Below are 18,374 nucleotides of genomic sequence, written 5' to 3' on the forward strand. Positions count from 1 at the left end.
CCGTCGCCGTGGTCAGCCCCGAGCGGGGCTCAGCCCCGCTCGGGGCCGGTGGCCACCGGACGGGCGGCGTCCGAGGACCATTCGCTCCAGGAGCCGACGTACAGGGCCGCCGGAACGCCCGCGACCGCCAGCGCCAGCACCTGGTGCGCGGCCGAGACGCCGGAGCCGCAGTACACCCCGACCTCGGCGTCCCCGGTGGCGCCCAGCGCCGCGAACCGCTCCGCCAGCCGCTCGGCGGGCAGGAAGTGGCCGTCGTCCGTGACGTTCTCCGCCGTGGGGGCGGAGACCGCGCCCGGGATATGGCCGCCGACGGGGTCGATGGGCTCGACCTCCCCCCGGTAGCGCTCGCCCGCGCGGGCGTCCAGCAGCACCCCGCGCCGCGCGAGCGCCGCCGCGTCGTCCGCCTCCAGCAGCGGCAGGGCCCCGGGCCGCGGGGCGAAGTCGCCCTCGGGCGCGTCCGGCACCTCGGTGGTCAGCGAGCCGCCGACCGCCGTCCAGGCGGGCAGCCCCCCGTCGAGCACCCGGACGGACGGATGCCCCGCCCAGCGCAACAGCCACCAGGCACGCGCCGCGGCCCACCCCTGTCCGCCGTCGTACACCACCACGCGCCGGTCGTGGCTCACCCCGGCCCGGCGCATCGCGGCCGCGAACGCGGAAAGATCGGGCAGGGGGTGGCGGCCGGACTTTCCGGGCGGGCCCGCGAGCTCGGTGTCGAGGTCGACGTAGACGGCATCGGGCAGATGCCCCGCCTCGTAAGCGGGGCGGCCGGGAGGCCCGCCGAGCTGCCAACGCACATCGAGCAGGAGCGGAGGATGATCCTCCGCCAGCTCGCTCATGAGATCGGATGCGGTGATGATGGCATGCATAGGGATCATCCTTGCGTAGGTATCTCTGCGTCGATTGGACCACCCGGTCACCCGGTGTACGTCCGGGTGACACCAGAGCGCAATGAAGCCGAAACGGATGCGCGGTAATAATTCGGGCATTCTGCTGCGAGACACGGCGAATTGCGGCTCCGCCAGGGCGCTATGTGCGACAGGTGGTGCAAACATCTGTCGGGCCCCCCGCATCAGCACCTCCGCACGACCGTCCCGCGCCGCCGACCGGCCCGGGGCCCGTACGTCCACCACGATGGTCCGAGGAGAGAATGACGTATGACCGAGGCAGCGACTCGGCGCACACCGGGCACGCCCTGCTGGACGAGCCTGATGGTGCACAGCCTTGCCGCGACACAGGACTTCTACCACTCCCTGTTCGGCTGGGAGTTCACCCCGGGCCCCCAGCAGCTCGGCGCGTATGTCCGCGCGGTGCGGGGCGGCCGGCCGGTCGCCGGGTTGAGCGAGCTGCCTCCGGAACGCCATCTGCCCGTGGCCTGGATGACCTATCTGGCCTCCGACGACGCCGATGAGACCGCCGAGATGATCCGCGCGTGCGGCGGCACCGTGGCGGTGGGCCCGCTGGACGCCGACGAGGCCGGGCGGATGCTGATCGCCGCCGACCCCGAGGGCGCGGTGTTCGGGGTGTGGCAGGAGCGCACGTACGCGGCGGCGGAGACCGGGGCGCCGGGCACCCCGGTCTGGCACGAGCTGCTGACCCGTGACGGCACCGGGGTGCTGAAGTTCTACAAGATGGTCTTCGGCTACCAGACGGAGACGGCGGCCCCGGAGGAGCCGGGCTGCCGCACCCTGCGGCTGGACGGCCGGCCGGTCTGCGCGATCCGGAGCGTGGGCGACGCACTGCCGCGCGGCCGGGGCCCGTACTGGATGACCCACTTCGCGGTGGACGACGTGGAGGAAACGGTCCGCCGGGTGACCGCGCTGGGCGGTCAGGTGGTCCGGCCGCCGTCGCGGGGAGCGAGCGGCCATCGGGCCACGGTGCGGGACCCGGAGGGGGCGGCCTTCACCGTCGTACGGCGCACGGAGGGATGAGCCGGGGGCCGGGGGGCCGGGGCCGGTCCACGGGAGGACGCCGTCAGTCGACGGGCAGCACGTCCGGCGACAGGGCGGCGGCGCTCGCCCGGGCGGCCGTCATCAGGCGCCGGTGGTGGCGCCGGCACAGCACCTCGTAACCGACCTCGCTCCCCGGCCGGTTGACGTCGCCCACGACCACCTGGGCGCCCTCGACGACCATCTGGCCGCCGACGGTACGGGCGTTGTGCGTCGCCCGGGCGCCGCACCAGCACAGCGCCTCCACCTGCAGCACCTCCACCCGGTCGGCGAGCTCCACCAGGCGCTGGGAGCCGGGGAAGAGCTTGCTGCGGAAATCGGTGGTGATGCCGAAGGCGAAGACGTCCACCTCCAGGTCGTCCACCACCCGGGCGAGTTGGTCGATCTGCGGCGGGGTCAGGAACTGCGCCTCGTCCGCGATGACGTAGTCGACCCGGCCCCCGGCGGTCAGCGCCTGGACCACATGGGTGTAGAAGTCGAGGTCGTCGGCGACCTCTATGGCCTCGGTGGCCAGCCCGAGCCGTGAGGAGAGCTTGCCCTTGCCCTCCCGGTCGTCCCGGCTGTAGATCATCCCCTGCAGCCCGCGCGCCGAGCGATTGTGCTGGATCTGCAGAGCGAGGGTGCTCTTTCCGCAGTCCATCGTTCCGGAAAAGAACACCAGCTCGGGCATGAGGAGGCGGGGCCTTTCGTGGGGCGGGGGTGACCGGGGCGGGGGTGAGCAGGGCAGGAGTGAACGGGGGCGCTCAGGAGCGTACTTCGAGGAGCGGCACCAGCTGCTCCAGAGGGGTCATCGAACCGTGCAGCCCGACCATGGCGGACTCCTTCGGCTCGGTGTGCGAGGCGACGATCGCGATGTCGTCGCGCGCGGCGGCCACGATATCGCCGATCCGCCGGTGCACCCGGTCGTCGACGCCCTTACCCCCGCCATCGGCACCGCCGGGCCCGCCGAACCAGCCCGCCTCGATGGCTTCGTCACGCCCGGCCACCCACATCCGCTCCCCCAGCACCTCGCGCCAGACGGCCAGCACATCGCCCGCGGCGCCGGGAACGGCGTACACATGGCGGGCGCGGCCCTCGCCGCCGAGCAGCGAGACGCCCGCGCGCAGCTCCCAGTCCTCGTCGAAGTCGATGCGCGACTCCGGGTCGAAGGGGATGTCGATCATGCCGTGGTCGGCGGTGACATAGAGCGCCGAGCGGGGCGGGAGGCTCTCGGCGAGCCGCTGGGCGAGCCCGTCGACATAGCGGAGCTGCTCACGCCACTCGGACGAGTCCACGCCGAAGCGGTGCCCCTTGCCGTCCACCTCGCTGTAGTACGTGTAGACGAGCGAGCGGCCCGCGGCGCCGAGCTGCTCGGCCGCGAGGTCCATCCGCTCCTCACCGGTGAGCCGCCCGTGGAAGGTGCCGCCGCTGAGCGCGACCTTGGTGAGCGGGGTCTCGGCGAAGGTGGGCGCGGAGACCTGGCAGGTGTGCACGCCCGCGGCGTCCGCGAGCTGGAAGACGGTCGGATACGGCTGCCAGGCGTGCGGCTCCGTCCAGGGCTGCCAGCGCAGCTGGTTCATCAGCTGGCCGGTCTCCGGGTCCAGCACCGTGTAGCCGGGCAGGCCGTGGGCGCCGGGGGGCAGTCCGGTGCCGACCGAGGCGAGCGAGGTCGCGGTGGTGGACGGGAAGCCCGCGGTGAGCGGCTCCCCCGAACCGTTCAGCGAACTGGGCAGCAGCGAGGTCAGAAAGGGCGCCTCGGCGGGGTGGGCGCGCAGCAGCTCCCAGCCGAGGCCGTCCACCAGGAAGACGCAGACGCGGTCGGCGGGGGCCAGCGCCAGACCGGAGGAGAGCCCCGGGACCTCCTGGCCCGCGGCCACCGCGGGCAGCAGATCGGCGAGCGAGCCGGTGCCGTACCGCGGCAGCGGCGCGGAGCGGGGATCGAGCGGGGTGGGCTCGGGCCAGAAGGAGGCGGTGGAGGGCAGCGGGCCGGTGGCGGAACCGGACATCAGCGGCCGGCGTCCGGGGTGGCCGCGGTGGCCTCGGAGAGCGCCTGGGCGAAGGCGAGGGTCTGACGGACGGTGTCCGGGCCGTCCCCGGCCTCGCTGACGCGCAGGCTGAGGTCGTCGGCGGTGGAGGAGCCGGTGTAGCCGTGGTCGGCCTCGCAGTTGGGGTCGCCGCAGGCGGCGGGCTCCAGGTCCAGGCGGCTGACGGCGCCCCAGCCGATGGTCAGCACGACCTCGCGGGGCAGCGTGCCCGGGGTGTACGACTCGGGGTTGGCGACGACGCGGCTGAGCACGACCGAGGAGATCCGCTGGAGCTTCACGGACTCGGTGGAGGTGGTGGCGTACGGCGACGGGGAGGTGCCGTCCGCGGCCTGCTCGTCGGTGTGGCTGACGATGAAGCGATTGTCCGTGAGGACGAGGACCGTCACATGGCGGCGGACCTCGTTGGCGTCGAAGGTGGTCTCCTGGTGGACCAGGTACGACACGATGGGCTCGCCGCCCACGGCGGCCTCCACCGCCTCGGCCACGAGTGCCGGGTAATAGCCGCTGCGCTCGATCGCCGCGCGCAGCCCCTGGGTCGTCGTACCGGTCTTCGCCATGTGCACCATCCTACGGGGCGACGCCGACACGGGCGCCCGTGCCCGTCAAGGCTGGGACGACTGCCCGCCGAGGTGGGGACGACCCCCGCCAAGGTCCGGACGGCTCGGCGGGGGCTCGGCGGGCGGCTCAGTAGGCGGGCATGTGGCGGGGGCCGAGGTCGGTGCGCGGGGGCGGCGGGGCGAGCCGCGCCGAGGCGCCGAGCACGGACAGGCCGTGCTGGGCGACGACGACGGGCTCGAGGTCGACGGCGACCATCTCGGGATGGTCGTCCACCAGGCGGGACACCCTCAGCAGCAGCTCCTCGAGGGCCGCGGTGTCCACCGGCTTGGAGCCGCGCCAGCCGAAGAGCAGCGGCGCGGTCCGGATGGACCGGATCAGCTCGGCGGCGTCCCGGCCGGTGACGGGGACGAGGCCGTGGGCGGTGTCGCCGAGCAGTTCGGACGGGGCACCGGCGAGCCCGAAGGAGAGCACGGCCCCGGCGGCGGGGTCGATGGCGGCCCGTACGACGGTGTCCACGCCGCGCGGCGCCATCCGCTGGACGACCAGCCCCAGCTCCTCGGGGCGGCCCAGATAGTCGGTCAACTCGGCGTAGGCCCGGCGCAGTTCCGCCTCGCTGCCCAGCTCCAGCCGCACCCCGCCCAGGTCGGCGCGGTGACGCAGATGGGAGGCGGTGGGCTTGAGCGCGACCGGGAAGCCGAGCCGCTCGGCGGCCCTCACGGCGGCGTCGGGATCGGGCGCGGGGAGGGCGGGCAGCACGCTGACGCCATAGCGGGCCAGGAGGCGCTGGGTGTCGGCGGCGGACAGCTCGACGCCGGGGCCGGTGCCGTCGAAGGCCCCGCCGCTCGTGGCTTCGCCGATCCCGACGGCCACGTCATGGCCGATTCCGACGCCCATGTCGTGGCCGGTTCCGCCGCCCGTGTCATGGCCGGTACTGACGCCCATGTCATGGCCGGTACCGACTCCCGTGCCGTGGCCGGTTCCGACTCCCATGCCGTCCCCGCTCGCGCCGTCGGCCGGGGCGAGCAGCACCTGGATGTCGGCGGCGGCGCCCGCCTCGTCGATGTCGTCGTACTGCGGGACCCGCCCGGGCTCGGCGGCCTCCTCCCGCCAGCGCGCGTACCGTACGGCCTCGGCGAGCGCACGCACGGCACGCTCGGCGGCGGGGTAGGCGGGGATCCGGCGGGTGCCCGGGGCGGGCTCGTCGCCGGTGCCGGCCAGGGCCTGCGCGAGCTCCTGGATCTCCAGGTGGACCACCGCCACCGGCTTGGCCGGACCGGGCCCGGGAGCCTGCGCCGCCTCCCGCACGGCCGCCGCGAGGGCCTGCGCGCTGCCGTCGCCGACCCAGGGGATGGCGGTGACGACCACGGCGTCGCAGGTGTCGTCGGTAAGGGCCTCGGCCAGGGCGCGCCGGAAGTCGTCCGGGGTGGCGTCCGTGGTCAGGTCGCGGGGCGGCAGCGGGCGGAGCTCCTCGGTGAGGCAGGCGTCGTAGGTGATGAGGCCGAGCGACTCGGAGTTGCCGAGGATGGCGACGCGCGGACCGGCGGGCAGCGGCTGGGAGGCGAGCAGCACCCCGGTGTCGGCGAGTTCGGTCACGGTGTCGACCCGGATGACGCCCGCCTGCCGCAGCAGATCGGAGACGGTGGCGTCCGGGATCCGGGTGGTGGGCACGGCGTGGCCGGTGGGGGCGCTGCCGGTGTGGCGGGCGCCCTTGACGACGACCACCGGTTTGACGGCGGCGGTGCGCCTGGCGAGCCGGGTGAACTTGCGGGGGTTGCCGATCGACTCCAGGTACATCAGGACGACGTCGGTCAGCGGATCGTCATACCAGTACTGGAGCAGGTCGTTGCCCGAGACGTCGGCGCGGTTCCCGGCGGAGACGAAGGTCGATATCCCCGCGATCCCGGCGAGGCTCGCCAGCCCGGCGCCGCGCCGGTTCAGCCCGGACAGCAGCGCGATGCCGATCGCCCCGGACTGGGTGAACAGGCCCAGCCGGCCGGGGTTGGGCAATTGCGGGGACAGGGAGGCGTTCAGCCGGACGCCGTCGGCGGTGTTGATGACGCCGAAGGCGTTGGGGCCGATGACGCGCATGCCGTAGGACCGGGCCTGGCGGACGAGCTCGCGCTGCCGGTCGCGGCCCTCGCCCCCGCTCTCGGCGTATCCGGCGGAGAGCACGACGAGCCCCTGGACGCCGTGGTCGCCGCATTCGGCCACGACGGCGGGGACCCGCTCGGCGGGGACGGCGACGACGGCCAGGTCCACGGGCTCCTCTATGGCGCGCAGCGAGCGGTGGGCCGGGACGCCCTCGGGCTCCAGGCGCGTCAGGTCGTCGGGGAACGCGTGGTTGACGGCGTGGACGCGCCCGGTGAAACCGCCGTCCAGGAGGTTGCGCAGCACGGTGCGGCCGACGCCGCCGGGCGTGCGGCTGGTGCCGATGACGGCCACGGAGCCGGGCGCGAGCAGCCGCTGGACGGACCGGGCCTCGGCGCGCTGCTCACGGGCGCGCATGACGGCCAGGGAGCGGTCGGTGGGTTCGAGGTCGAACTCCAGGCGGACGACCCCGTCCTCGAAGCTGCGCTTCTGGGTGTAGCCCGCGTCCGTGAACACCTTGATCATCTTGTTGTTGGCGGGCAGCACCTCGGCGGCGAACCGCCGGATGCCCCGCTCGCGCGCCACGGCGCCGATGTGTTCGAGGAGCGCGGAGGCCACCCCCCGGCCCTGGTGGGCGTCCTGGACGAGGAAGGCGACCTCGGCCTCGTCGGCGGGGGCAGGATCAGAAGGGGCCGCGAAGCGCCCGTTGAGGGTGGTGGTGGGAGACGGGCGGGCCGGCATCCCCCGGCCGTCGATGCGGTCGTACCGCACGGTGGCGATGAACTCATCCCCCACGATGGCCGCCAGGCCCACCCGGTCGACGTAGTCGTGGTGGGTGAAGCGGTGGACATCGCGGTCCGAGAGACGGGGGTAGGGCGCGAAGAAGCGGTAGTACTTCGACTCGTCCGAGACCCGCTCGTAGAAGCTGACCAGCCGCTGGGCGTCATCAGGGGTGATGGGACGGATCTGGGCCGTACCGCCGTCCCGGAGCACCACATCGGCTTCCCAGTGGGTCGGGTAGGCGTGATGGTCCGACGGGCTCCGCATGGGAGCCAGGGTACGGGCCCGGCCGGTCCGGATGGTGGACGCCCTTGCGTCGGGGCCGAGTGTCGGGGGAAGGTCCGTATCGGGCCAGTCCGGGCATGGTCGGGCTCACCCGGACATCGTACGGGTGAATCCGGACACCGTATGATTTTGGTCTAGACAACAGCACCGTCACACCTGAAGGGCAACACCATGGCTGAGCGCCGCGTCACCATCGGCTGGGCCGAGGGCCTGCACGCCCGCCCTGCGTCGATCTTCGTCCGGGCGGCCACCGCCGCCGGCGTCCCCATCACGATCGCCAAGGCCGACGGCACCCCGGTCAACGCCGCCTCCATGCTGGCCGTGCTCGGCCTGGGCGCCCAGGGCGGCGAGGAGGTCGTCCTCGCTTCCGACGCGGACGACGCCGAGGTCGCGCTCGACCGTCTGGCGAAGCTGGTGGCGGAGGGGCTCGAGGAGCTTCCCGAGACCGTCTGATCCGGGCGAGTCCGGTCCGGAATTCCCGGGCGATCCCCGGGTGATTTCAGGGATTCGGCGCGGCGGGGCCGCGGTGGCCGTATTGGTCACCGCGGCCCCGCCGTTTTTCAGTTCCCGTGCACAGAATTCCCAGGGAGTTGTATACGGGAGTTCTGTTAATTCCGGCCGCTCGCCATGTTGACGGAATGTTTCGAAGTCCTCACCGGAATCGGCGGGCGCAGCCGGTATTCCGACAGCGCACGCTCGGTGTGCGTGGTGGCGAGCGCCCGCGCACGGTCGGCGTCGCCGCGCGCCACCGCGTCCACCAGCGCGCCATGCTCCGCCCAGGACTCCATGGCCCGCGCGGCCGGGTCGGGGCGCACGGCGCCCTCGGGCGGCGCGGGCCGCGACCCGGGAGCGGCCGCGTACACCCACACGGTCTTACGGCGCAGCTGGACGAGCAGCGCGGCCAGGCTCGGGCTGCCGGACGCCTGGGCGAGCGTCTCGTGGAACCAGTCGCCCAGCGGCCGCAGCTCCCCGAGCTGACCGCGCTGGGCCCGCTCCCGGCCGAGCCGGACCAGTCCGCGCAGCACCTTCAGATGGGCCTCGGTGCGGCGCTGTGCGGCCCGCGCGGCGCCCAGTGGCTCCAGCAGCGCGCGGATGTCCAGCAGATCGGCCGCCTCGCGCTCGGAGGGCTGGGCGACGCAGGCCCCCGCGTGCCGCCGGGTCGTCACGAAGCCCTCGGACTCCAGGGTGCGCAGGGCCTCGCGGACCGGCACCCGGGAGACGCCGTAGCGCCGCGCGAGGAGTTCCTCGGTGAGGCGGCTGCCGGGCCGATATATACCGGAGACGATGTCGTCGCGAATCGCACCGCAGACCGCGTGTGCCGAAATCCGGCGACCGCCCTGGACCGCGTTCGTATCCCCGCTCACTTACGGTCCCGCATTGTCGAACCTCCGCCTTAACGCCCGCGAAACGCGGTCATGGAACGCGCGTTGAACGACTCTATTCCACGCGGACGCCTTTTCCGATGGCGGGAAGCATTTCATGGATATTTTTTGGTCAGGCGGACGGCGGCACGCCGAAGGCCCCGTCCGGCGGACGGGGCCTTCTCGGAAGTCTCGCGGGATCGCCGGATCGCGGGACCCCAGGACCCCGGGATCGCGAGACCGCGCGGCGTTCGCGTCGGACGCGCGACGGGTCAGATGTTGACGCCGTGCGTACGCAGGTACGCCGACGGGTCGATGTCCGAGCCGTAGTCCGCGCTGGTGCGGGCCTCGAAGTGCAGATGCGGTCCGGTGACGTTGCCGGTGGCGCCCGACAGTCCGATCTGCTGGCCGGGGGTGACCTTCTGGCCGACCGAGACGCTGATCGACGACAGGTGGCCGTACTGGGTGTAGGTGCCGTCGTTCATCTTGATGACGACATTGTTGCCGTAGGAGCCGCCCCAGCCCGCCTCGACGATCTCGCCCATGCCCACGGAGTGCACGGTGGTGCCGGTGGAGGCGTGGAAGTCGATGCCGGTGTGGCTGCCGGAGGACCACAGCCCGCTGGACGCCTGGTAGCCGGTGGAGACGTAGGAGCCGCTGATCGGCGACACGAAGGTGTTGAGGCGCTTGCGCTCGGCCTCGCGCGCCGCGCGCTCCTTGGCCTCGCGCTCGGCCTTGGCCTTCTTCGCCGCGGCCTCCGCCTTCCTGGCGGCCTCCTGGCGGGCGATCGCCTCTGCCTTGGCCTTGGCGGCGGCCTGCTCGGCGGCGGTCTCCTGGGACTGCGCCTGGGCCTCGATGTGGTCCGCGATCCCATCGCCGATCACGATCGCCTGGGTCAGACCGGTCTGCTGGGCGTTGGGGCCCCCGTCGGCCGCGAACGCCTGTCCGGTGATCCCGGCGACCACGCCCGAGGCGACGGTCGTGATGCCCACGACGTTCGCGCCCGTACGGACGTTGACCTTGGTGGTGCGGCGGTGCTTCCCGGTGGCAGTGCGGGTGGACGCCATACTGAGGCGCACTCCTTTCCTTCCTTCTCGCCTACCGGGTTAGCTGACGGGTTCGGAGCAGGAAGGTCTCCTACGAGCCCCTCCCCCGGCCGGGGAAGGCGCCCGATTCACCCCTGGGGACGTGTTGGGTCCCCGGCTCCCCTGGCTCGCGCCGTACGGGGACTCGGCGATGACTGTCCGGTGCCGCGGGTGCGGCGGGTTGCTGGCGAACAGCCGGACTGACGCTAAACGCGCCCGCTTTCGATCACCAAACGGTTCCGGTTTTTTGTTGCTCTCCCCACAAACCAAACAAGCAGCCAATCCCATAAATCGGGCATGTCGGAAGGACCCCGGCGCCCTTACGGGGGCCGGGGTCCTTCCACTGCCGACTCGTTGACCGGACCGCCCGCCGGACCGCCCGCCGGATGTCAGTGAGCCGGCCGGACCGGCGGTGCCGCGCACGGATCCGGCCAACTCTCCCCGGCTCAGCCGGAGATGACCCGCACCTCGCCGATGCCCAGCGCCCGGACCGGCTCCTCGATCGCCGAGGCGTCCCCGACCAACACCGTGACCAGCCGGTCCGCCGGGAAGGCGCTCACCACCGCGGCGGTGGCCTCCACCGTGCCGGTCTCCGCCAGACGGGCGTACAACTGCGCCTGGAAGTCGTCCGGAAGGTGCTGCTCGACCTGGTCGGCCAGAGTGTTCGCGACGGCCGCCGCCGTCTCGTACTTCAGCGGGGCGACGCCCACCAGGTTCTGCACCGCGACATCGCGCTCGTCGTCGGTCAGCCCCTCCTCCTTCAGCGTGCGCAGCACCTTCCAGAGGTCGTCCAGCGCGGGGCCGGTGACCTCGGTGGCCACCGAGCCGCTGATCGCCAGCATCGAGGCGCCCGAGGAGCCGCCCGCGGGCGACGGGGGCCCGGAGCGCAGCACCTGGCCGAAGGCGCGCACCCCGTAGGTGTAGCCCTTCTCCTCGCGCAGCACGCGGTCCAGGCGGGAGGTGAGGGTGCCGCCCAGGCAGTACGTGCCGAGCACCTGCGCGGGCCAGACCCGGTCGTGGCGGTCGGCGCCCACGCGCCCGATGAGCAACTGGGTCTGCACCGCGCCCGGCCGGTCGACGATCACCACACGGCCGGTGTCGTCCGCGACGATCGGCGGAGCCGTGCGCGGCGCGCCCGCCCCGCCCGTCCAGGCGCCGAGGGTGTCGGCGAGCGCCCGGTCCAGGTCGACGCCGACGAGGTCGCCCACGACGACGGCGGTGGCGGTGGAGGGGCGGAGATGCGCCTCGTAGAAGGCCCGCACGGCCGCGGCGTCGATGCCCTCGATGGTCTCCTGGGTGCCCTGGCGCGGCCGGGACATCCGCGACTCGGCCGGGAAGAGCTCCGCGGAGAGGGCCATGGAGGCGCGGCGGGCCGGGTTGGCCAGCTCATGGGGGATCTCGTCAAGCCGGTTGCGCACCAGCCGCTCGACCTCGCCGTCCGGGAAGGCGGGGGCGCGCAGCGCGTCGGCCAGCAGACCGAGCGCCTTGGGCAGCCGGGAGGCCGGGACCTCCAGGGAGACGCGAACACCGGCGTGGTCGGCGTGGGCGTCCAGCGTGGCGCCGCAGCGCTCGAGCTCGGCGGCGAACTCCTCGGCGTCGTGCTTGTCGGTGCCCTCCGACAGGGCACGCGCCATGATCGTGGCGACGCCTTCGAGCCCGGCCGGCTCGGCGTCCAGCGGCGCCTCCAGGTTGATCTCGACGGCGACGACCTGCTGGCCGGGGCGGTGGCAGCGCAGCACGGTGAGGCCGTTGGGCAGCTCACCGCGCTCGGGGGCCGGGAACGCCCACGGCTTGGGGGCGCCACCCTTGGGCTGCGGGTGGAAGGTCATGGTCGCGGTGACGGCGTCGCTCACTGGGCCGCCTCCCCTTCTGCGTCGGTCTCGGCGGCTTCGTCGGCGGTGTCGGCTGCGTCCTCGGCGCCCTGGACGGGCTCGTAGACCAGCACGGCGCGGTTGTCGGGACGCAGCCGCGCCGCGGCCACGGCCCGCACCTCCTCGGGGCTGATGTCGAGCACCCGCTCCACGGCGGTCAGCGCCAGCTGCGGGTCGCCGAACAGCACCGCGTAACGGCAGAGCTCGTCGGCCCGGCCGCCGACCGTGGCCAGCCGGTCCAGCCACTCGCGCTCGATCTGCGCCTGGGCACGCTCCATCTCCTGCGGGGTCGGCCCCTCCTCGGCGAAGCGGGCCAGCTCCTCGTCGACGGCGGCCTCGATGGCGGGCACCTCGACACCGCCGGAGGTCTTCACGTCCAGCCAGCCGAGCGAGGGGGCGCCCGACAGCCGCAGCAGGCCGAACCCGGCGGCCACGGCGGTGCGGTCGCGGCGCACCAGGCGGTTGTGGAGCCGGGAGGACTCGCCGCCGCCGAGAACGGTCAGCGCCAGGTCGGCGGCGTCGGCCTCACGGGTGCCGTCGTGCGGCAGCCGGTAGGCGGCCATCAGGGCGCGGGCCGGGACCTCCTCCTCCACGACCTCGCGCAGCTGACCGCCGATCACCTCCGGGAGCGTGCCGTCGCGGGGCGGCCGCTTGCCCTCGTGGGAGGGGATGGAGCCGAAGTACCTCTCGATCCAGGCGAGCGTCTGCTCGGGGTCGATGTCACCGACGATCGACAGCACGGCGTTGTTGGGGGCGTAGTAGGTGCGGAAGAACTCCCGCGCGTCCTCCAGGGATGCCGCGTCCAGGTCGGCCATGGAGCCGATCGGGGTGTGGTGGTACGGGTGGCCCTCGGGGTACGCCATGGCGACGAGCTTCTCGAAGGCGGTGCCGTACGGGACGTTGTCGTACCGCTGGCGGCGCTCGTTCTTGACGACGTCGCGCTGGTTCTCCAGGCTCTCCTCGTCCAGCGCGGTCAGGAGAGACCCCATCCGGTCGGCCTCCAGCCACAGGGCGAGCTCGACCTGGTGGGCGGGCATGGTCTCGAAGTAGTTGGTGCGCTCGAAGCTGGTCGTGCCGTTGAGCGAGCCGCCGGCCCCCTGCACCAGCTCGAAGTGGCCGTTTCCGGTGACCTGCGCCGAGCCCTGGAACATCAGGTGCTCGAAGAGGTGCGCCAGGCCGGTGCGCCCCTTGACCTCATGGCGCGAGCCGACGTCGTACCACAGACAGACCGCGGCGACCGGGGTCAGATGGTCCTCGGAGAGCACCACGCGCAGGCCATTGGCCAGGCGGTGCTCAGTCGCTTTCAAGCCGCCGGAGCCGGCCTGCTGCGTGGCCGTGTGACCCATGGGCATGTACGTCCCTTCGATCGCGTGATGGAGCGTGCGCCAGCCGCTTGCGCAGCGCTTCTGTCACTGTATGCAAGGGGACGGACATCTGGCGAAGTTCCGGTCCACTCCCGTCCCGCCGAGCTGTCCCGAACCGTTTCCGCAAGCCTTCCGGCGCCGGATCCGGCCCCTTCGAGGGGGCTTCGCACGGTGCCGCCGGGCGGGGTTCCGGGGCCCGCCCGGGCCGCTCTCGCCCCGGGCCGTTCCACACTTGTCGGTGGGCCGGGCCACAATGGTCCGCGTCAGATCCCGCATCGGCAGTTGAAGGAGCCCCAAGCGCGATGGCCCGCCGCCGCACGAAGACCCCGCCGCCGGACGACTTCGAGGAGCGCATCCTCGACATCGACGTCGTCGACGAGATGCAGGGCTCCTACCTCGAGTACGCCTACTCGGTCATCTACTCGCGTGCGCTGCCCGACGCCCGTGACGGGCTCAAGCCCGTGCACCGCCGCATCCTCTACCAGATGAACGACATGGGCCTGCGCCCCGAGCGCTCCTATGTGAAGTGCGCCCGCGTCGTCGGCGAGGTGATGGGAAAGCTCCACCCGCACGGCGACGCGTCGATCTACGACGCGCTGGTGCGCATGGCGCAGCCCTTCTCCATGCGCCTGCCGATGGTCGACGGCCACGGGAACTTCGGCTCGCTGGGCAACGACGACCCGCCGGCCGCGATGCGGTACACCGAGTGCCGGATGGCGTCGGCGACCTCGCTGATGACCGAGTCGATCGACGAGGACACGGTCGACTTCTCCCCGAACTACGACGGCAGTGAGCAGGAGCCGGTCACCCTCCCCGCCGCCTATCCGAACCTGCTGGTCAACGGCACGTCCGGAATCGCGGTCGGCATGGCCACCAATATGCCGCCGCACAACCTGGGCGAGGTCATCGCCGCCGCCCGCCATCTGATCAGGCACCCGAACGCGGACCTCGACACGCTGATGCGGCATGTGCCGGGGCCCGATCTGCCCACCGGCGGCCGGATCGTCGGCATGAGCGGCATCCGGGACGCGTACGAGACCGGCCGCGGCACCTTCAAGATCCGCGCCACGGTGGCCGTGGAGGACGTGACGGCCCGCCGTAAGGGCCTCGTCGTCACCGAGCTGCCCTTCGCCGTGGGGCCCGAGAAGGTCATCTCCAAGATCAAGGACCTGGTCGGCGCGAAGAAGCTCCAGGGCATCGCGGACGTCAAGGACCTCACCGACCGCGAGCACGGGCTGCGGCTGGTGATCGAGATCAAGAACGGCTTCAACCCCGAGGCCGTGCTGGAGCAGCTCTACAAGCTCACGCCGATGGAGGAGTCCTTCGGCATCAACAACGTGGCACTGGTGGACGGCCAGCCGCTCACGCTGGGCCTCAAGGAGCTGCTGGAGGTCTACCTCGACCACCGCTTCGACGTGGTCCGGCGGCGCAGCGAGTTCCGGCGCACCAAGCGGCGGAACCGGCTGCACCTGGTCGAGGGTCTGCTGGTGGCCCTGCTCGACATCGACGAGGTCATCCGCCTCATCCGGCAGAGCGAGAACGCGGCGGAGGCCAAGCGGTCCCTCATCGAGCGCTTCGGCCTCTCCGACGTCCAGACGCAGTACATCCTGGACACCCCGCTGCGCCGGCTGACCAAGTTCGACCGGCTGGAGCTGGAGTCGGAGCGCGACCGGCTCAACGCCGAGATCGAGGAGCTGACCCGGATCCTCGACTCCGACGCCGAGTTGCGCAAGCTGGTCTCCTCCGAACTGGCCTCGGTGGCCAAGAAGTTCGGCACCCCGCGCCGCACGGTGCTGCTGGAGTCGTCGAACGCGCCGGTGACCGCGGTGCCGCTGGAGGTCGCGGACGACCCCTGCCGGGTGCTGCTGTCCTCCACCGGGCTGCTGGCCCGTACCGCCAACGGCGAGCCGTTCCCGGTCGAGGGGAAGGCCAAGCGCGCCAAGCACGATGTGATCGTCTCCGCGGTCCCGGCCACGGCCCGTGGCTCGGTGGGGGCGGTGACCTCCACCGGGCGGCTGCTGCGGCTCTCGGTGATCGACCTCCCGATGCTCCCGGAGTCGGCCTCGCCCCCGAATCTGTCGGGCGGGGCGCCCATCGCCGAGTTCCTCTCGCTGGAGGACGACGAGGAGCTGATCTGCCTGACCACCCTGGACGAGTCCTCACCGGGACTCGCGATCGGCACGGAGCAGGGCGTCGTCAAGCGCGTGGTCCCGGACTACCCCGCCAACAAGGACGAGTTGGAGGTCATCGGCCTCAAGGACGGCGACCGGGTCGTGGGCGCGGTGGAGCTGTCCACCGGCGAGGAGGACCTGGTCTTCATCACCGACGACGCCCAGCTGCTGCGCTACGCGGCGAGCCAGGTGCGGCCACAGGGCCGTGCCGCGGGCGGTATGGCGGGCATCAAGCTCGGCTCCGGCGCCAAGGTGATCTCGTTCACGGCCGTCGACCCGGCGAGCGACGCGGTGGTCTTCACGGTCGCGGGCGCGAGCGGCACCCTCGACGACTCGGTGCAGCAGTCGGCCAAGCTCACCCCCTTCGACCAGTACCCGCGCAAGGGCCGGGCCACCGGCGGGGTGCGCTGCCAGCGGTTCCTGAAGGGCGAGGACTGCCTGGTCATGGCCTGGGCGGGCACGGTCCCGGCCCGCGCGGCGGGGGCGAACGGCACCCCGGCGGCGCTGCCGGAGATCGACCCGCGCCGCGATGGCTCGGGCGAACCGCTCGCCAAGCCGGTGACAGTGGTGGCGGGGCCGGTGTAGCCGGGACGGGCCGGTCGTCGGACCGAGTGAGCCGGTCTGGCCGGGTGAGCCGGTCTGGCCGGGTGAGCCGGTTCCGGCTCGGACGACGAGTAGGTCCGGCCCGTCCGGCCCGTACGAGCAGGACGAGCGCGCAGGGGCGCGGCACCGCGAGGCGCCGCGCCCTGCGGCGTTCGCGGGCACCGCGCCGCTCACGGGCACAGGCCCCGCTCACGCCCTTCCGGTCCGTCCGCACACGGGCCGCCCCGCCCCCGGCGCCCGCCACCGCTCCTCGCCGCGTTGTCGGAGTGGCCCGAGTACGCCCCGGCCACGACGGGGCGATCCTCCGCCGGACGCGACGACCGCGCCACGCTTCCCCCGGCCGCCACCGGGCCGCCACCGGGCCGCCGCCGGGCCGCCGCCGGGCCGCCGCCGGGAGATGCCTCCTGCTCGCGGCCGGACACCCCCCGGTGAAGCCAGCCGCCGGGGGCCGCGGAAGGCCACGCCAAAGGATTCAGTGGCCGCTGCCGTTGCGCCGGGCACGCATCTGACGGAGGGCGAGGCGCGCACCGTCGTGGCCGCGGTCCGCCGCCCGCCGGAAGTGCCGCTCCGCCTCGCCCAGCTCGCCACGGTCCAGGTGGACCGTGCCGAGCACCACCATGGCCGAGAGGTCACCCGTCGCGGCCGCCTTACCGAGCCAGTGGACGGCCTCGGCGTGCGCCCCCCGCTGCCCCAGCCCGATGCCGTAGACGGTCATCCCCCGCGGATCACCGGACTCGGCCGCCTTACGGGCGAGCGATTCGGGAATCGGCCGCCCTTCGTCGTAGGCCGCCCTCACCATGGCCCTCAGCCCGGGGTCCAGCGAGCGCGCCCCGCGCCTCCCCCGGCGTCTCCCCCGGCGGCTGCGCCACCGAGCCCATAAGCCACCCATATCCGCCCCCTCCGCCCCCTGGGTGCCAGTTTCCCGCCTGTTCCCACTCCATGGAACGGCGAGTACGCGGCGGAATACGGACTGCCACGCTCCACCGCCCGGGGTCCGTGAGATGTCGTTCGGCTCCGGTGGTTCGTCCCTCCACACGTCTCCGACGCGTACGCACGGCCCGGCGCGCACTCTCGATCAAGAGAGGTTAGGCTTACCTTCGTGAGCACGTGCGCGACCGCCTCCCGCGACCTGTCCGAGCCGCTCGCCGGGACGGCGGCCACCGCCTCCACCTGGCTGCTGGTGGAACAGCCCGGGCCCTGGGGCACCGAGGCCCTCACCGCCAGCCGCCTCGACCCGGCCGTAGGGCGCGCCCTGCAGCGCGCCGCCGAGGGCACCGGCGTACGGGTCGCGCTGATCCGCCGCCCCGGCCGCCACGCCGATCTGCACACCGGCGCCCGGCACCGGGTGTTCGTGGCCCACACCCGGCCCGGCAGCTCCTGGATCCGCACCACCGCCCTGGACGACCCGTCACGGCTGCTCGGCCTGGACTTCACCGCGCTGGGCGCGGGCGCCCCCGGCGGGCTCACCCTGCGGCCTCACGTACCCCACGTACCCCACTCGCCACACACGCCCCACGAGCCCCACGAGCCCCGTGACCCCGCCGCCTGGGAGGAGTACACCGGCGACCCGCTGGTACTGGTGTGCACCAACGGCAAGCGCGACCGCTGCTGCGCCCTCCTCGGCCGCCCGCTGGCCGGTGAGCTGGCCGCCTCCGGGGTCCACAGCACCTGGGAGATCACCCATATCGGCGGCCATCGCTTCTCCCCCACCCTCGTCGTGCTGCCGCACGGCTACACCTACGGCCGTGCCACCGCGCAGGGCGTCAAGGACGTCATCGAGGCGCTGCGCCACGGCCGGGTGGTCACCGACGGCTGCCGCGGCCGCTCCGCCTGGGAGCGCCCCGGCCAGGCGGCGGAGCTGGCCGTCCGCGAGCTGACCGGCGAGGACGGGGCCGACGCGCTGACCGTCGTACGGACCGAGGGCGAGGCCCCGGTCTGGGCGGTGACCGTGGCGCACCGCGACGGCCGGGCCTGGCTGGTGAGCGTCGGGCAGCTCGCCGGGGCGCCGCCGCGGCCGGAGAGCTGCGGCTTCCCCCTGGGCTCCCCGGCCCGGATGGAGGTCGTCGGGATCCGGACCGCCCGGCGGCCCGCACAAGCCGTACGGGCGATGGCCGCCGGGCGCCTCTGACGCCCCGGGCCCCGCTCCCGTAAGCCCGCGCCCACCCCCGTAGCCCCGTTACTCCGGCCGCCCTGCGGAAAGCCGGCCGACGCGGGGCCGCTGGCCTCCGACCCCCCGGA

14 protein-coding genes and 1 riboswitch are annotated in these 18,374 nt (G+C 73.3%); of the genes, 4 read left to right on the plus strand and 10 right to left on the minus strand.

The window, feature by feature from the left end; genetic code table 11:
* Nucleotides 1–29: 29 nt before the first annotated feature.
* The gene (locus NP777_RS36535) at nt 30–866 is read right to left on the minus strand and encodes a sulfurtransferase (RefSeq protein ID WP_256654486.1); all 837 of its coding nucleotides are present in this window, start codon (nt 864–866) and stop codon (nt 30–32) included.
* A 288-nt stretch (nt 867–1,154) separates the two neighbouring features.
* Between NP777_RS36535 and NP777_RS36540 the strand changes: the two genes are divergently transcribed.
* Nucleotides 1,155–1,928, plus strand: a complete 774-nt coding sequence (locus NP777_RS36540) for a VOC family protein (protein WP_256654487.1) — start codon at nt 1,155–1,157, stop codon at nt 1,926–1,928.
* A gap of 43 nt (nt 1,929–1,971) precedes the next feature.
* On the opposite strand, the gene NP777_RS36545 is transcribed toward NP777_RS36540, so the two are convergent.
* From NP777_RS36545 to NP777_RS36560, 4 genes are all read right to left on the minus strand, one after another.
* Nucleotides 1,972–2,616 (minus strand): thymidine kinase, encoded by a 645-nt coding sequence (locus tag NP777_RS36545; protein ID WP_256654488.1) that lies wholly within the window; start codon nt 2,614–2,616, stop codon nt 1,972–1,974.
* Between the two features lie 73 nt (nt 2,617–2,689).
* A complete protein-coding gene (locus NP777_RS36550; RefSeq protein ID WP_256654489.1) occupies nt 2,690–3,931 on the minus strand; it encodes an alkaline phosphatase family protein in 1,242 nt (413 codons plus the stop codon).
* Nucleotides 3,931–4,527, minus strand: a complete 597-nt coding sequence (locus NP777_RS36555) for a DUF5998 family protein (RefSeq protein ID WP_138917161.1) — start codon at nt 4,525–4,527, stop codon at nt 3,931–3,933. Before NP777_RS36555 ends, NP777_RS36550 begins: the two co-directional genes overlap by 1 nt.
* 127 nt (nt 4,528–4,654) lie before the next feature.
* Nucleotides 4,655–7,663, minus strand: a complete 3,009-nt coding sequence (locus NP777_RS36560) for a bifunctional acetate--CoA ligase family protein/GNAT family N-acetyltransferase (RefSeq protein ID WP_256654490.1) — start codon at nt 7,661–7,663, stop codon at nt 4,655–4,657.
* Nucleotides 7,664–7,852: 189 nt separating this feature from the next.
* On the opposite strand from NP777_RS36560, the gene NP777_RS36565 reads away from it, so the two are divergent.
* Nucleotides 7,853–8,134 (plus strand): HPr family phosphocarrier protein, encoded by a 282-nt coding sequence (locus NP777_RS36565; protein WP_030842668.1) that lies wholly within the window; start codon nt 7,853–7,855, stop codon nt 8,132–8,134.
* A gap of 155 nt (nt 8,135–8,289) precedes the next feature.
* Here NP777_RS36565 and NP777_RS36570 read toward each other — a convergent pair whose 3' ends face one another.
* The 4 genes from NP777_RS36570 to NP777_RS36585 form a co-directional block, all read right to left on the minus strand.
* Nucleotides 8,290–9,045: a GntR family transcriptional regulator gene (locus tag NP777_RS36570; RefSeq protein WP_256654491.1), complete on the minus strand. Its 756-nt coding sequence runs from the start codon at nt 9,043–9,045 to the stop codon at nt 8,290–8,292.
* A 269-nt stretch (nt 9,046–9,314) separates the two neighbouring features.
* On the minus strand, nt 9,315–10,109 hold the full coding sequence (locus tag NP777_RS36575; protein ID WP_256654492.1) for a M23 family metallopeptidase: 795 nt from the start codon (nt 10,107–10,109) through the stop codon (nt 9,315–9,317).
* Nucleotides 10,110–10,123: 14 nt separating this feature from the next.
* Nucleotides 10,124–10,288, minus strand: a riboswitch (cyclic di-AMP (ydaO/yuaA leader).
* Between the two features lie 285 nt (nt 10,289–10,573).
* Nucleotides 10,574–11,956: a M16 family metallopeptidase gene (locus tag NP777_RS36580; RefSeq protein ID WP_256654520.1), complete on the minus strand. Its 1,383-nt coding sequence runs from the start codon at nt 11,954–11,956 to the stop codon at nt 10,574–10,576.
* Nucleotides 11,957–11,976: 20 nt separating this feature from the next.
* Nucleotides 11,977–13,350: a M16 family metallopeptidase gene (locus NP777_RS36585; RefSeq protein ID WP_256654493.1), complete on the minus strand. Its 1,374-nt coding sequence runs from the start codon at nt 13,348–13,350 to the stop codon at nt 11,977–11,979.
* A 314-nt stretch (nt 13,351–13,664) separates the two neighbouring features.
* On the opposite strand from NP777_RS36585, the gene NP777_RS36590 reads away from it, so the two are divergent.
* Nucleotides 13,665–16,118, plus strand: coding sequence for a DNA gyrase/topoisomerase IV subunit A (locus NP777_RS36590; RefSeq protein WP_256654494.1), 2,454 nt, complete (start codon nt 13,665–13,667; stop codon nt 16,116–16,118).
* Between the two features lie 490 nt (nt 16,119–16,608).
* On the opposite strand, the gene NP777_RS36595 is transcribed toward NP777_RS36590, so the two are convergent.
* Complete coding sequence (locus NP777_RS36595; RefSeq protein WP_256654495.1) at nt 16,609–16,935, minus strand: tetratricopeptide repeat protein; 327 nt, start codon at nt 16,933–16,935, stop codon at nt 16,609–16,611.
* Between the two features lie 300 nt (nt 16,936–17,235).
* Between NP777_RS36595 and NP777_RS36600 the strand changes: the two genes are divergently transcribed.
* Nucleotides 17,236–18,264, plus strand: a complete 1,029-nt coding sequence (locus NP777_RS36600) for a sucrase ferredoxin (protein ID WP_256654496.1) — start codon at nt 17,236–17,238, stop codon at nt 18,262–18,264.
* Nucleotides 18,265–18,374 lie beyond the last annotated feature (110 nt).

The sequence above is a fragment of the Streptomyces rugosispiralis genome, from assembly GCF_024505145.1.
GTDB classification, from domain to species: Bacteria; Actinomycetota; Actinomycetes; order Streptomycetales; family Streptomycetaceae; genus Streptomyces; species Streptomyces rugosispiralis.